Annotated in this window: 16 protein-coding genes and 1 pseudogene; 7 read left to right on the forward strand and 10 right to left on the reverse strand. The window is 64.4% G+C overall.

The window, feature by feature from the left end; all coding sequences use genetic code 11:
- Positions 1 to 3: 3 nt before the first annotated feature.
- From ACQPZ2_RS23285 to ACQPZ2_RS23305, 5 genes are all read right to left on the reverse strand, one after another.
- Positions 4 to 1,017 carry an Rpn family recombination-promoting nuclease/putative transposase gene (locus ACQPZ2_RS23285; RefSeq protein ID WP_433520382.1) on the reverse strand — a complete coding sequence of 338 codons (1,014 nt, stop codon included), beginning with the start codon at positions 1,015 to 1,017 and terminating at the stop codon, positions 4 to 6.
- 171 nt (positions 1,018 to 1,188) lie between these two features.
- Positions 1,189 to 1,359 (reverse strand): hypothetical protein, encoded by a 171-nt coding sequence (locus ACQPZ2_RS23290; protein ID WP_433520383.1) that lies wholly within the window; start codon positions 1,357 to 1,359, stop codon positions 1,189 to 1,191.
- A 15-nt stretch (positions 1,360 to 1,374) separates the two neighbouring features.
- Positions 1,375 to 1,629: a hypothetical protein gene (locus ACQPZ2_RS23295; RefSeq protein ID WP_433520384.1), complete on the reverse strand. Its 255-nt coding sequence runs from the start codon at positions 1,627 to 1,629 to the stop codon at positions 1,375 to 1,377.
- 18 nt (positions 1,630 to 1,647) lie between these two features.
- Entirely contained in the window at positions 1,648 to 1,989 is a 342-nt protein-coding gene (locus ACQPZ2_RS23300; protein ID WP_433520385.1) for a hypothetical protein, read from the reverse strand.
- Positions 1,989 to 2,345, reverse strand: a complete 357-nt coding sequence (locus ACQPZ2_RS23305) for a hypothetical protein (RefSeq protein ID WP_433520386.1) — start codon at positions 2,343 to 2,345, stop codon at positions 1,989 to 1,991. The genes ACQPZ2_RS23300 and ACQPZ2_RS23305 overlap by 1 nt, the downstream gene beginning before the upstream one ends.
- A gap of 257 nt (positions 2,346 to 2,602) precedes the next feature.
- Here ACQPZ2_RS23305 and ACQPZ2_RS23310 point away from each other — a divergent pair, with 257 nt between their 5' ends.
- Positions 2,603 to 3,490, forward strand: a complete 888-nt coding sequence (locus ACQPZ2_RS23310; RefSeq protein ID WP_433520387.1) for a helix-turn-helix domain-containing protein — start codon at positions 2,603 to 2,605, stop codon at positions 3,488 to 3,490.
- Positions 3,487 to 3,702: a DUF397 domain-containing protein gene (locus ACQPZ2_RS23315; protein WP_433520388.1), complete on the forward strand. Its 216-nt coding sequence runs from the start codon at positions 3,487 to 3,489 to the stop codon at positions 3,700 to 3,702. Before ACQPZ2_RS23310 ends, ACQPZ2_RS23315 begins: the two co-directional genes overlap by 4 nt.
- 69 nt (positions 3,703 to 3,771) lie before the next feature.
- On the opposite strand, the pseudogene ACQPZ2_RS23320 reads toward ACQPZ2_RS23315, so the two are convergent.
- The 4 genes and pseudogenes from ACQPZ2_RS23320 to ACQPZ2_RS23335 all read right to left on the reverse strand — a co-directional run bounded on the left by ACQPZ2_RS23320 (position 3,772) and on the right by ACQPZ2_RS23335 (position 7,847).
- Positions 3,772 to 4,758: pseudogene (locus ACQPZ2_RS23320) on the reverse strand (integrase core domain-containing protein).
- Positions 4,759 to 4,801: 43 nt separating this feature from the next.
- Complete coding sequence (locus ACQPZ2_RS23325; protein WP_433520389.1) at positions 4,802 to 6,190, reverse strand: hypothetical protein; 1,389 nt, start codon at positions 6,188 to 6,190, stop codon at positions 4,802 to 4,804.
- A gap of 18 nt (positions 6,191 to 6,208) precedes the next feature.
- A complete protein-coding gene (locus tag ACQPZ2_RS23330) occupies positions 6,209 to 6,775 on the reverse strand; it encodes a TetR/AcrR family transcriptional regulator (protein WP_433520390.1) in 567 nt (188 codons plus the stop codon).
- Between the two features lie 265 nt (positions 6,776 to 7,040).
- A complete protein-coding gene (locus tag ACQPZ2_RS23335) occupies positions 7,041 to 7,847 on the reverse strand; it encodes an NAD(P)-dependent oxidoreductase (protein ID WP_433520391.1) in 807 nt (268 codons plus the stop codon).
- A 171-nt stretch (positions 7,848 to 8,018) separates the two neighbouring features.
- Here ACQPZ2_RS23335 and ACQPZ2_RS23340 point away from each other — a divergent pair, with 171 nt between their 5' ends.
- From ACQPZ2_RS23340 to ACQPZ2_RS23360, 5 genes are read left to right on the forward strand one after another with little or no spacing between them, the layout of a single operon-like run.
- Positions 8,019 to 8,840, forward strand: a complete 822-nt coding sequence (locus ACQPZ2_RS23340; protein WP_433520392.1) for a mycofactocin-coupled SDR family oxidoreductase — start codon at positions 8,019 to 8,021, stop codon at positions 8,838 to 8,840.
- 22 nt (positions 8,841 to 8,862) lie between these two features.
- Positions 8,863 to 9,591 (forward strand): 3-oxoacyl-ACP reductase FabG, encoded by a 729-nt coding sequence (gene fabG, locus ACQPZ2_RS23345; RefSeq protein WP_433520393.1) that lies wholly within the window; start codon positions 8,863 to 8,865, stop codon positions 9,589 to 9,591.
- Positions 9,592 to 9,644: 53 nt separating this feature from the next.
- Positions 9,645 to 10,856, forward strand: coding sequence for an acetyl-CoA C-acetyltransferase (locus ACQPZ2_RS23350; protein ID WP_433520394.1), 1,212 nt, complete (start codon positions 9,645 to 9,647; stop codon positions 10,854 to 10,856).
- The gene (locus tag ACQPZ2_RS23355) at positions 10,853 to 11,311 is read left to right on the forward strand and encodes a MaoC family dehydratase (protein WP_433520395.1); all 459 of its coding nucleotides are present in this window, start codon (positions 10,853 to 10,855) and stop codon (positions 11,309 to 11,311) included. Before ACQPZ2_RS23350 ends, ACQPZ2_RS23355 begins: the two co-directional genes overlap by 4 nt.
- Positions 11,275 to 12,498: an acyl-CoA dehydrogenase family protein gene (locus ACQPZ2_RS23360; protein ID WP_433520396.1), complete on the forward strand. Its 1,224-nt coding sequence runs from the start codon at positions 11,275 to 11,277 to the stop codon at positions 12,496 to 12,498. The genes ACQPZ2_RS23355 and ACQPZ2_RS23360 overlap by 37 nt, the downstream gene beginning before the upstream one ends.
- Here ACQPZ2_RS23360 and ACQPZ2_RS23365 read toward each other — a convergent pair.
- Positions 12,493 to 13,146: an enoyl-CoA hydratase-related protein gene (locus tag ACQPZ2_RS23365; RefSeq protein WP_433520397.1), complete on the reverse strand. Its 654-nt coding sequence runs from the start codon at positions 13,144 to 13,146 to the stop codon at positions 12,493 to 12,495. The genes ACQPZ2_RS23360 and ACQPZ2_RS23365 overlap by 6 nt on opposite strands.
- Positions 13,147 to 13,274 lie beyond the last annotated feature (128 nt).

Below are 13,274 nucleotides of genomic sequence, written 5' to 3' on the forward strand. Positions count from 1 at the left end.
CGCTCAGGCCAGGACATCATCAAGACTGCTCGCCGTGAGCACCCGCGCGGTCCATACCTTCAGCTGCTCCAACCCACCATCACGGATCACCTGCTCCACCGACGCGGGCAACCGACCGAACTTCAACGTCAACAGCTCAATCAACGCCGCCGCCCGACCACGGGCTTCACCACGGGCTTCACCACGGGCTTCACCACGGGCCTCCCCACGCGCTTCGCCCTCTGCACGCAATTTGTCGGCAGTAGTCACGATGACCTCCTTGGCTTCGGTCCCGAGTTGATCGGTGAGGGGATCGAGGTCGTCGGCGTCTATATCGCCGACGAACAAAATGTACTTCACGATGGCTCTGAAGGCCTGTTTCCCGCCTGGACCTGCGATAATGGCCCGCAGTTCGGGGCGCAGAAGCAGCAGCTGCGTCACCAGGTCGGGGTTGCCCGACACAATCTTCTGCAGGCAGAGCATCACCTTGGCCGCGGGTGTCAGCGGCCGTCGCAGCAGTGCGGGCAGATCGACGGCATTGACGTCGTCGAGTACGTAGCGCAACCGTGGCAGGTACTCTCCGAGCGCCGCTCGGACGTCGGCGTCAGCGTCGATCAGGTCCACCACGTCCATGGGGGCCGTCCATCGGTATCCGTTCGGGCCGACGTGCACGACAACCGGGATGATCGGCGGCAGCAGTCGCGCATCGGGCTGGGAGCGTAGGTAATGGTTCCAGATGTTGACGACGTATTCGAGCATCCGGAACGGCATCAGATTGTCACTGCGGCTCTGATGTTCCAGCAAGATATAGACGAACGCGTCGCGGCCGTCGAGGCGAGTGCGGAACAGTAGGTCACTCTGGCGGGACCGCAACTCATCGGAGACGAAGGTGCCCGACTGCACCTCGAGCGTGGACCAATCCAGGCGCGCCACAATCTCCTTCGGCAATACCAGCCGTAGTTCCGAGGCCGCCTCGGCGGGTCGGCCCAGCACGTTGCGGAAGTAGGCGTCGTGCGGGTTCGACGGGTTCGCGGCCATGTGGCGCACCGTACTACCGCCCACCGACACGGTAGCCGGGCGAGCGACGTTGCACGCCAGGACGATTCACGCGCCGAGCTGCTCGTCCCGGACCGCCCGTAATGACTCGAATTGCTGGACAATTATCAGCGAACCGAGTTGCGGGGGTGCGGTGGGTATCCGCCGGATGTGTCATTGGGACAGCCATTGCTCGATGAGGTCCAGTGACGCTGTCGAATACAGCGCTTCGCCGTCTTCCGCTTCGAGCAGTGTCCAGCGCTGATCGCGCACCAGCAGGTAACCCGCTCGTTCGGCGCGACTGGCGAGCTGCTGCTCTCGGACCGATTCCGGATCGGAAGTCACCGGATACACCTTTCACTAGATGGTTCCCTGTGAATATTCTTGGGGGACAAAGAATTCGAGCCAATATTCATGCCGGATCGCATCCCACAATCGAGAGAGTTCCGGGAATCGCTCGCGCAGGTCGGCCAGATCCGGTGCGGCGGCAGGGGTCGCGGCGGACAGTAGCGGTTGCGCTTCGGATAGGTTGCGGACCAGCATTATTCGGATGCGGTGCCGGTCGATCCGCCAGTCGGCCCGCCAGCCGTCGATCTCGCTGCGACGCTCGCTCATTCCGGCCCCCGTTCGAAGTCAGTCGTTGCCGTGATCGTTCGCGAATGCGCCGGAGATCGGCGATGCCAGCTCGTTGAGCTTGTCCAGCACCTCGTGCAATGTGCGCAAGGGCAGCCCATGGCGGGCGCGCGGCTCGCTGTCCGACGGAGGGAACGCGATCCCCCGGGCGGCGGTCCGCTCGCGCGGGGTCACCGATTGCGGGACGAGCCGTCCGGCATCGACCAGCGTGTAATACGCCGCCGCCTTCCACGCGCACCGATGAATCCGGCAGGTACGGTGCCTGCGCATCAGTTCGTGCGCCAGTTCGATGTCCGCGCACTCGCAGATCTCCGGCAGGGCGAAGGTCAATTCCTGGCTCATCACGCCGCACCCACCGCACAAGGCCCAGGGCCCGCTGCCCGTGCCCAAGTTGTTGCGGGACAGACGGTTTCGAGATCGAAGCCCTCGCATACCCGCGCCGGTTGATCGTCGACGTGAGCCAGGTCGTAGACAACGAGCGCGGCCACATCGAGCCCGGCCGCGATACCGATGGCATATCCGATCGGATCGGGCGTGTCCTGTGGCGGCCGTATCGTGTAAACGTACTGATAGCCCAACGACTCGGCATGCCGTGTCACAACGCTCGCGTGCTGGGGTGCTGCGAGTCCGGACACGTCACCGCGCACGAATCCGACAGCTTTCGGCCGGGCACTTCGGCGTGTATCCAGTTCTGCCACTTCCTTATTCGTTATCATTGCGAACCTCCGGTCGTACCGAGTCTTTGGGCACCCGGCCTCGAATGGGATGGAACCGTCGAGCCAGCGGGCGGGGTCTCGCATCAAAGCCTTCCGCCCAGGCGCCTCCACATCAGATCACTCGACCGCCAAATCGACACTGCCGAATCAGCAACTCTCCGAAAGTGATTCAAAACCGCAGGGCGCCTGCCACTATGGCATTCGACCCCTGTCATTTCTGATAGTGCCAAGGAGCTGCGATGGTCTTTGCGGGACACACTTCACTGCCACGACGCCAGCTGGGGCAGTTCGTCCGCCGACAGCGCGAGGCGAACACGTCCTTCACCCAGGAGGCGGTCGCGAAAGCGATGCAGTGGAGCCACAGTAGGTACGCGCGTTTCGAACGAGGAGAACCCGGCAAGGTGCTGGACCGGGATCTCGTCGAGCTCGGCAAGATCCTCGAAATCCCGGACCATGAAGTCGCGGCCATGATCGAGCTGGCGCGGCAGGTGGCCGAAAAGACTTGGTACAACCCGTACAACGATCTCATTCGAGCCAACCTCGACGTCTACATGCGCTTGGAGACCGACGCGCGGTTGATGGAAATCTGGCGACCTGATCTGGTGCCCGGACTGCTCCAAACGGCCGATTACGCTGGCGCATTGAATCGGATCCACTTCCCGAAGGAATCCGAGGAGGAGCACGATCGCCGGATCGAGTTGAAGATGCAGCGCCAGAAAATCCTCACCCGCAAGAAGTCACCGGTCACCGTCGATCTCGTCCTGCACGAATGTGTTCTGCACACGATCGTCGGAAGCGAGGCGATCACAGCGGCTCAATGCCGACATCTTGCGGATATGAGCACCAACCCGAACATCTCGATCCGCATCCTGCCATTCAAGGCAGGCTTTCCACTTGGCACACCAGTCGGACCGTTCGTAATCCTCGACTTCGAACCCAAACCGAACGGTGTAGCCGAACCGACCGTCGTCTACGTCGAGAACTACTCCGGCGACATGTACCTTGAGGAAGAGACGGACGTCGAGCTGCACCGGCGGGCGTCTGCGACGATCCAGCACACAGCGCTGGATGCGGTGGCCAGCAGGGCACTGCTGCGGCAGGTAGCACGGAAGGACTCGAGACAGTGAGCGATGACCGCCTAGCGGGTGCGAAATGGTTCAAGAGCACCCGCAGCTCCGGAAACCACGAATGTGTGCAGGTGGCATTCCTGGACGGTGGTGGCGTAGGGGTTCGTGACAGCAAGAATCCGACCGGCCCGGCACTGGTATTCACCCCAGGCGAGTGGGACGCCTTCACCGCGGGCGTGCAAGACGGTGAGTTCACCCGCCCCACGGCGTAAACCAGACCTGATCGTAGGCAACGGCCTCAGCCCAACACGTAATGGGCTGGGGCCGTTAATGTTTTCGCGCTAGCCGTATGAGGGCGTGAGGTTGGTGACGCGTGTGTGGAGGCGGGAGGTTGGTTTTCGATGGCGCAGTGGGGTCGATGGTAGTTGGAGCGAACACTCCATACGGCGATTGCGGCACGGCGTTGGTGTTCTGAGGTCCATTCGCGGGCAAGGAGCAGTTCTTCGGACAGAATCCTTTGGTAGCGTTCTACTTTCTCGTTGCGGCGGGGAGTGTAGGTTTGGGGTCTGATGTGGGCTCCCAGTAGCGCTCGCGCGAAATTATGTGCGCGGTAGCAGCTTCCGTCGTCGATGACGATGCGGTGAACGTGGATGATGCCGTGTTCGGCGAAGAAGGCGCGCGCTCGGTGCATGAATCCGATTGCGGTGGCTCCTTTCTCATCGGCCAACGCCTCGGTGTAGGCGAAGCGGGAGAAGCCGTCGACTGCCGAGCGCAGGTAGACATATCCCGCTTTGGTTCCGGCCTTCTTGGCGCGCTCGACCGCACAGCCTGCTCGGAGTTCTTGCCGTGCACTCGCCATCCGCCGCTGTCGGGGATGTGCCCGTCCTTCTTGACGTCCATGTGCACCATGTGGCCCGACCATCGTCCGGTGATCTTGGCTGGGGTGCGGTCGATTTCGCCAGTCGGGTCGATGAAGCGCCGCCGGTTGACGCCAAGCCGGGCCAGGTGCCGGGATCTGGTGCGCACCGCAATTGCCCGGCCCTGGTCACCGAGTTCGAACGCGATGCAACGCGCGGACACTTGTTCGCGCGACGCATCGCCTCGATCGCGGTGATTGTTTCGGCGTCGGTCCCGGTGGGCTGGCGATGTGGCACGCTCGACCGGTCTTCGAGACCGAGGTCACCGAACTGGTGTCGGTTGCCCCACTTCGAGGCACACTGACGCGAGATGCCCACCTCTGCGGCCACGTGCGCGATCGGCCGGGTCTGGCAGCGACGCACTGGGCGGCGACGGCTCTCGACGAATAGCGGAGCATTGCGATGGGCCATGGACGTGTCCTCGTGAGTGCCGGAGGATCTGGATGCGCGACCGTTATTGCGCGAGTCGGCGTTGATAGCCGACGGCCCGTTGGTCGAGTTGCTCTGCTCGTCCGGCTGCGTCGACGCGCGGCATACCGGGGTCCAGCACGCTGGGCAGCGCGGCGCGGTCGATCAGCTCGGGGGCGTCGACGATAGCGCCGGGGTCGGCGGGCGGAGTGGCGAAATCTTCGACGCGCAGCAGGTAGATGCCGTCGGTGAGCCCGTCGGGATCCAGCCAGTTGTAGTAGCCGGGGTCTTCGAGCGACACGACGTACGTGACCGAGCCGTCCGAGTTGGGTTTGATCTGCTGGTTGGTCAGGCTGCTGGTGTGGTTCCAGTAGGGGATGGACCGGAACCACGGGTCGGTCAGTTGGATGCTGACATAGGACGCGGTGTGCGGGTGAATGGTGAACACGAGCGCCTGATCGGGTCCGAGGTGGAACGGCGCCCACGATCCGGCGGTGCCCGGCACGCCGTCTCGAGCCTGGCGGATGTTGGTGCGCGCCGAGTTCACCGGCTGCGCGTTAGCGGCGGCGATGAATCCGGCATCCTGCTCGATGATCCGGACCACTTCCGCGGCGGCCTGGTTCGCCAGATCGGCCGGGGGTGGTGTGGTGGTTGTCGGGTTGGAGTCGGTGCGGGTAACGGTCAGCTGGTTGGGAGTTTGGGTCGACCAGTCGGTAAGGGTGTCGCGCATCACGACGGTCTGCGAACCCGCAGCCAGCGTGAGGTGATTGCGCTGCCCTGGTGCGGTGGGCTGGGCATCGACGGTGACTGTGAAGGTTCCATCGGATGCGATGTCGATGTCGTGGCCGGTCAGTGTGGCCGACGGGTTCGGCCCGATGGTGGCGGTGGAGCGGGCTTCGAAGCTGAAGTCGTCGTTGGACGGGTTCGCGGCCCGGCGCCCGTGGATGACATAGCTCCCCTGCGGTGCGGCGGCGAACGATCGGTAGATCCGGTCGGGGCCGTCACCGGCCCAGCGACTGCCCGGCACCTGCTGGTTGCCCCAGGAGTATCCCGGACCCGAGGTCCAGATGATTGTCGGTGTCGAGGGGACGCGGGCAGCCACCGAACGCACCGCGAGGTATTCCGCCTCGTCGACGGCCCCGTCGAGGGTGGCCTTGCCTGCTTCCAGCTGCGCCTGTGGCAGCGCGGCCAGGATCTTCTTGCCGTCGTCCCGCGCGGCCTTGACGGCGGGATCTTCGAGCAGCTTCAACGCGATCTCGTCGACCTGGTGTTGCTGCGGGGTCAGCAACGACATTCCCGGACCTGCCGCGCCCGAAGCCCGACCGGGAGAGCCGCTATCGCCATCGGAACATGCCGTCGTCGCCGCGATCAGCCCGCCGACGACCAACAGTGCCGGGATGGTCGTGCCCAGCAGTCGCCTGCGTGGGAAATCCATTCGGTATCTCCTTCTCGCTCAGTGGTCCAGTTCCGCTGTGGCGGAACTGGTTTCGAGTAGTCGCAGCGCACCCTGCAGCACTTCGTGCTGCAGGTGCTCAGGGAAGGGATCCGGTCCCGTCGTGATGGCCACCACGACTGCGCCGAGCGCCATCCGTGCGCGCAGCTGGTGTACCGGCGTCCGGGACCGGCCCGCGATGGCCCCGTGGAGGCGCACGTTCTGATCGGTGCGGCTGCGCAGTGCGGGATTGGCGTCGAACTCGGCTGTTCGCAGCATCCGTAGCGCCATATGGCGGCGATAGCGGATCGCCAGGTCCACGAAGCCCGTGACCGCCGCTGCGGCTACTTGGTCGTCGGGCAGCGAATCAAGCCTTGTGAGTAGTTCTTCGACCGCGTCCCAGGTCGGTGCCAGTAACTCGGTGGCGATCGCTTCCTTGCTGGCGAAGTGATAGATCAGCGACGCCTTCGAACATCCCACCTCCGTAGCGATGTCCTGCAGCGACGTTCCGCCGAAGCCGTGCACGGTGAACAGTCGCAACGCCGCGTCCAAGAGCTGGTCGCGCAGAGTGATTCGATGACCTGCCATAACACCGACGATACTGTCCGATCGGACAGATACTGTCCGATCGGACAGTATCTGTGGGTAAGGTCACTCGAACACGGCGGGCTGCCCGTTGCGCGGGAAATCCCCAGGCTTGTTGCCCGCCAGCGACGAATCCGCTGCGATCGGTTGTGGGACATGGGGTTACGGGACGACGTGCTCGGCCGGTTGTCGACGGCCTCGCGTGAGGCAATCGGACGTCGCGATGCCTACCGACGACGTCTCGGTACCGGCTTGTTCGGACCGGTGATCACCCGAGCTCGAACGGCCCGTCGGCGATGACGGTGCCGAGCAGGCCGAGATCGACGCCGAGATCGGCTGTCGCGGCGACACAGGCCGCAACATCCTTGCGCAGGAAAGGCGCCGCCAACTGTTCGAATTTCGGGAATCCTCCGGTGCGCCGAATAGAGCTGGCCGCGAAGCTGTTACCGCTGCACGCCGCCAGCGCATCCAGCAAATCGTTGTCCTCGATGCCCAATCGCCTGCCGACCTCCGCCCCGAGTGCCACTAGTTGCGCATTCGCGGCGAACAGCGCGTTGTTCACCAGTTTCACACCCAATGCGCTGCCGAGCCCACCCGTGGCGACAATTGTTCGGGCATAGGCCTCGAGCACCGGGCGCGCCGCCTCCACCGCCAACGCCGGACCGCCCAGCAGCACCGTCAACTTCCCTGCCGCGATATCTTCGGCCGAACCGCTCACCGGCCCGTCCAACAGCACCGGTCCGTCCGGATGCGTTGCGGCCAACTGCTTTACCGTCGACACCGCGCCCGTCGTATGCGACACCACGACCGTATCCGGGCCCGCCGCCGCCAACACTCCGTCGGGACCGCCCACGACCTCGACCAATTGCGCGTCGGAGAACACACAGACGATCACGATATCGGCCGCGGCCGCCACAGCAACCGAATCCACCACCTCCGCACCGCATTCCCGCAAACGTTTCCGCACCGGTTCACGGCGCGCGTAGACCACCACCCGATAGCCCGCACGCACCAGCCGAACCACCATCGGTTCGCCCATCTGTCCCGCACCGACAAAACCGATGACTCGCGACATCCGCGCACTCCTCACTCGATCCAGGCGGCAACCTCCACAGTGGCTACCGTTGCACTTACGATAGACAATACGATATACATTTCGGCGATCGGCGATACGGTAACGAGAGGCCGGTTCTCCGCTCGCGGATATGATCCATCCGCATACGACGCCGCAGGCAAAGGAGAGCAAGTGACCAGCCGACTCACGGATAAGGTGGCGTTCATAACCGGAGCAGCGCGAGGTCAGGGCCGCGCGCACGCGGTGCGCATGGCGACCGAAGGCGCTGACATCATCGCCGTCGACCTGGCGGGCCCACTCCCACCAGCGGTTCCCTATGATTCAGCGACGCCCGACGATCTCGCCGAGACGGTTCGCCTGGTCGAAGCGACCGGCCGCCGCATACTTGCCTCCACCGTCGACATCCGGGACCTGGACGGATTGAGCAAGGCCGTGAACGAGGGTATCGACACCCTCGGTCGCCTCGACACCATCGTCGCCAACGCCGGAATCTGCATCCCGGAAACCTGGGACGCGATCACCCCCGAATCATTCCGGGATGTCATCGACGTCAATGTCATCGGAACCTGGAATACCGTCGTCGCAGGCGCCCAGCACATTATCGATGGCGGCCGCGGCGGGTCCATCATTCTGATCAGCTCCGCCGCGGGCGTGAAGAGGCAGCCTTTCATGGTGCACTACACGGCCAGCAAGCACGCCATCACCGGAATGGCCCGATCACTGGCGGCCGAACTCGGCAAACACGACATCCGCGTGAACAGCGTGCACCCAGGCGCGGTCAATACGCCCATGGGCAGCGGTGACATGGTCAACGCGCTGGGCCGGGCGTTCGAATCGAATCCGCAACTGGCACATATGACCACGCCGTTCCTCCCGGCGTGGGTCGCCGAGCCGGAGGACGTATCCAATGCCGTGTGCTGGCTGGCCAGCGACGAAGCGCGCTTCATCACCGCAGCCCAGATATCGGTCGACCTAGGTTCCACTCAATACTGAGCTCAGTACTAAGGACATATCCATGTCGCTACTCGAAGGCCGCGTCGCCGTTGTCACCGGCGGCGCCCAGGGCATCGGACTCGCCATCGCCGAAACATTCGTGCAGCACGGGGCACGTGTGGTGGTGGGTGATCTGAATCCCCGTGACACACAACAAATTCTGGGCGCCGATGTCGCGCGTGCGGTGCGCTGCGACGTCACCCGGGCAACCGATATCGCAGCCCTGCTCGATACGGCGCTCACCGAATTCGGCGCGCTCGACATCATGGTGAACAACGCGGGCATCACCCGCGACGCTTCCATGCGCAAGATGTCCGAAGAGGACTTCGACGAGGTGATCGCGGTACATCTCAAAGGCACCTGGCACGGCACCAGGCTGGCCGCGGCGATCATGCGGGAAGCCCGGCGCGGCAGCATCGTGAACATATCCTCGCTCTCGGGCAAGGTCGGGATGGCCGGTCAGACCAACTACTCCGCCGCGAAGGCGGGCATCATCGGATTGACCAAGGCCGCGGCCAAGGAAACGGCCGGACACGGGGTACGGGTCAATGCCATCCAGCCCGGGTTGATTCGTTCGGCGATGACCTTGGCGATGCCCGAACATGTTTGGGCGCAGAAGATGTCCGAGATTCCGATGTCACGCGCCGGTGAGCCGATCGAGGTCGCGAATGTCGCGCTGTTCCTGGCCTCGGACCTGTCCTCCTATATGACGGGCACCACCTTGGAGGTGACCGGTGGGCGGTTCATGTAGCCGCCGCGGGGCGATCCGAGGCGTCGATTTCCCTGCTCCTGGAGACGAATTCCATGCGTGAAGTTGTGATCTGCGAACCCGTCCGCACCCCCATCGGACGCTACGGTGGATCGTTGCGGTCGCTGTCCGCGGCCGACCTCGGCGTCGTCGCATTACAAGGTCTGTTGCGGCGCACCGGAATCGATCCCGAACTGGTCGAGGACGTTGTGCTCGGCCACTGCTATCCGAACAGCGAGGCCCCCGCCATCGGCCGGGTGGTCGCACTCGATGCCGGGTTGCCGGTCACGGTCGGCGGGATGCAGGTCGACCGGCGGTGCGGTTCGGGTCTGCAAGCCGTCATCCAGGCCGTGCTGCAGGTGCAGAGCGGCGCCAACGAGGTGGTCGTCGCGGGTGGCGCCGAGAGTATGAGCAATGTCGCGTTCTATTCGCTCGATATGCGGTGGGGCGGGGCACGCGGGGGTGTCCAGGTGCACGACGGTCTCGCGCGCGGCCGCGAAACGGCGGGGGGACAACATCATCCGGTCCCCGGCGGCATGTTGGAGACCGCGGAGAACCTGCGCAAGACCTACGAGATCAGCCGTGTGGAGCAGGATCGACTCGCCGTGCTGTCGCATCAGCGTGCGGTCGCGGCCCAGCAGAGCGGCGCGAGCGCCGAGCAGATCATCCCGGTCACCGTATCCGCGCGGGGTGCGGAAAGCCGGATCGAGATAGATGAACACCCGCGCGCCGATACCACCGTCGAGGCACTCGCCAAGTTGAAACCCATTCGCGCACAGCGGGATTCGGATGCCACGGTGACGGCGGGCAACTCCAGCGGCCAGAACGACGCCGCTGCCATGTGCCTGGTCACCACGCGTGAGAAAGCCGAACAACTCGGGCTCACCCCACTGGTCACCCTCAAATCGTGGGCGGTGGCGGGAGTGCGACCCGCCATCATGGGCATCGGCCCGGTGCCCGCGACCGAGGCGGCGCTGAGCCGGGCCGGGCTCACCCTGGCCGATATCGACTTGATCGAACTCAACGAGGCCTTCGCCGCCCAGGCCCTCGCCGTACTGCGCGAATGGAAGTTCGGCGAGCAGGATCTCGAACGCACGAATGTGCACGGCTCCGGCATCTCGCTCGGCCACCCGGTGGGGGCCACCGGCGGACGAATGCTCGCGACGCTCGCGCGCGAAATACACCGGCGCGAACTGCGTTACGGGCTGGAAACCATGTGTATCGGTGGCGGACAGGGCCTTGCCGCCGTCTTCGAGAGGGTGGCATGACCAAGCGCGTATTCACCTCGTTGGACCAGCTGCGAAACGCGGTCGGCGAATCCATCGGACCGGGCCCGTGGCTGACTGTCGACCAGGCGCGCATCGATGCCTTCGCCGAAGCCACCGGCGACGACCAGTGGATCCACGTCGACCCCCGGCGCGCCGCGGGCGGACCATACGGTGCGACCACCGCCCACGGCTACCTGACGCTCTCACTGATCCCGCTGCTGGGCCGCGACATCTACGGCCTCGACTTCGGCACGGCCCGAATCAACTACGGCAGCAACACCGTTCGCTTCCCGTCGGCGGTCCGCTCGGGCACCCGAATCCGTGCCAGCGCGACCATCGCGGACCTGCGCGTCGAGCAGTCACGGGCACAGCTGACCGTCCGCTGGACCATCGAGAACGAAGGACAGTCCAAACCCGCATGCGTCGCGGAAACGGTAACGGTGGTGGTGCTGTGAAACTCGCACGAACGCACGGTCTTTCCGAGATCCAGACCGAAATCCTGAATACCGTCCGCGCATTCGTGGACAAGGAGATCATTCCCAGCGCTCAGGAACTCGAACACGCCGACACCTACCCCCAGGCCATCGTCGACCGCATGGCGGAGATGGGGCTGTTCGGCCTCATGATCCCCGAGGAATACGGAGGACTCGGCGAATCGCTGCTCACCTACGCACTCTGCGTCGAAGAACTCGCCCGGGGCTGGATGAGCATTTCCGGGGTGATCAACACCCACTTCATCGTGGCGTATCTGCTTCAGCACCACGGCACCCCCGAGCAGAAGCGGCACTTTCTGCCCCGGATGGCCACGGGCGAGATTCGGGGTGCGTTCTCGATGTCGGAGCCCGAACTCGGCTCGGACGTGGCCGCCATTCGCACGAAAGCGGTCCGCGACGAGGCGGGCGATTACGTCATCGACGGCCGGAAGATGTGGTTGACCAACGGCTCGACGGCGACCGTGGTCGCGGTTCTGGTCCGCACCGACGAAGGGCGCGAACGTCCGCACGACAACCTCACCGCCTTCCTGATCGAAAAGCCCGCCGGATACGGCACCGTGGCAACCGGTTTGACCATTCCCGGCAAGATCCACAAAATGGGCTACAAGGGCATCGACACCACCGAGCTGCTGTTCGACAACTACGTCGCGGCCGCGGCCACGGTGCTCGGCGGCATTCCGGGCGAGGGCTTCAAGCAGATGATGGACGGCATCGAAGTCGGCCGTGTCAATGTCGCCGCGCGCGCCTGTGGCATAGCCATCCGCGCATTCGAACTCGGCGCCCGCTACGCCCAGCAACGCTCGACCTTCGGCAAACCCATCGTCGAGCACCAGGCCATCGGTTTCAGCCTGGCGGAGATGGCGACCAAAGTCGAAGCGGCACATCTGATGATGGTCAATGCCGCCCGGCTCAAGGACTCGGGTGAACGCAACGATGTGGCCGCGGGCATGGCCAAATACCTGGCCAGTGAATTCTGCAACGAAGTCACCCAGGCCAGTTTCCGCATCCATGGCGGCTACGGCTATTCCACCGAGTACGAAATCGAGCGGCTGATGCGCGAGGCGCCGTTCATGCTGATCGGCGAAGGTACGAGTGAGATCCAGAAACGGATTATCAGCAAGGGCGTACTGCGCGACTACCGCCTATAGGCACCGCACCGACCGGCACCGCAAGCGCAGTGCCGGTCGGACTGCTGTCAGACCCGCGCCAGACCGTCGAGATTGCGCACCGTCAGACCCCAGTCGGGGGGTGAACGGCAATAAATCCTTATGCGGCACAACATGATTCACCAGGCCGAACCGAAGTGCGGTGTCGGCGTCGACGAAGGCACCGGTGATCGACATCTGCCGGGCCGCCCGGATGCCGACCGCGCGCGGCAGCAGTGCGCTGAGTCCCCAGGTCGGCACCACGCCGAGCAAGGCGTGTGTGTCGGCGAAGCGAGCACGTTCCGAGGCGATGATGAACGAGCAGCTGAGCGCGATCTCCAGCGCACCGGAGACGCATGCCCCGTTCACCGCACAGATCACCGGCTTACGCGCCGCGCGTGCGGCGGCGGCCGGATTGATCTCGGGCGAGCTGGCCACCGCGGCGAGTTGTTTGTAATCGACCCCGGCACTGAATACCGGATCGACCGCGGTCAGCACCGCGGCGCGCACGGTGTCGTCGCGGGCGGCGTCGGCTATGGTCTCGCACAGGGCATTTCGTAAGGGACCGTGCAGTGCATTTTTCGAATCGGGCCGATCGATGGTCAGAACGCGTACCGCGCCCCGCTGCCGGGAATGAAGATATTCGCTCACGCTCTCGTCTCATCACATTTGTCGACGGTTGCCGGAAGACGCTGCACAGGATAAAACTACAGTGATTTCTTATCAGACTTCACGGGCTGGCCACAAGGGCTCGACCTGCCCGGCCGTGGTCGAAATGA

It is taken from the genome of Nocardia pseudovaccinii (genome assembly GCF_050942345.1).
Taxonomy (GTDB): domain Bacteria; phylum Actinomycetota; class Actinomycetes; order Mycobacteriales; family Mycobacteriaceae; genus Nocardia; species Nocardia pseudovaccinii.